The following is a 632-nucleotide window of genomic DNA, read 5'->3' as shown; positions in this document are numbered from 1 at the left end:
GTGAATACGTTCCCGGGCCTTGTACACACCGCCCGTCACACCATGGGAGTGGGCTGCAAAAGAAGTGGGTAGCTTAACCTTCGGGGGGGCGCTCACCACTTTGTGGTTCATGACTGGGGTGAAGTCGTAACAAGGTAGCCCTAGGGGAACCTGGGGCTGGATCACCTCCTTACCTATACGACTAACTTAATGTTTGTTGAGTGTTCACACAGATTGCTTGTTTATCTTCTCTTAGGAGAAGTCAGAGCTAAATGCGCCGCTAGCCGGTACGCATTGTTCTTTAACAATTTGGAAAGCTGATAGTATTTAATTACATGAGTCTGTCATGTGATTAATTACAAAACTATGTAATTGCGAAAGCATTCTTTGCTAAGCAAGAGCATCATGAGTTCTCAAACACTTTATTAAGTGTCTTGAATATTCAATAGTAAATTATTCTTTATTGAATAGTTTACGTCTAAGGCGCGTCCACTTCTTTGGTCAGAAGTGAGACAAGTAAAACCAAGCTGGTCGCAATGCGACGCAGGTGAGTGAAACTCATTTGGGTTGTATGGTTAAGCGACTAAGCGTATACGGTGGATGCCTTGGCAGTCAGAGGCGATGAAGGACGTAGTAACTTGCGAAAAGCGTTG

General features: G+C 44.5%; 2 rRNA genes. Both read left to right on the top strand.

Going from position 1 to position 632, the window contains the following annotated elements:
* Window positions 1–172, top strand: a 16S ribosomal RNA gene (locus L5M10_RS24045); the annotation flags it as partial.
* Window positions 173–552: 380 nt separating this feature from the next.
* A 23S ribosomal RNA gene (locus L5M10_RS24040) occupies window positions 553–632 on the top strand; the annotation flags it as partial.

The organism is Shewanella sp. SM32, from assembly GCF_025654235.1.
Taxonomy (GTDB): Bacteria; Pseudomonadota; Gammaproteobacteria; order Enterobacterales; family Shewanellaceae; genus Shewanella; species Shewanella oncorhynchi.
This window is presented reverse-complemented; position numbering and strand designations above follow the sequence as displayed.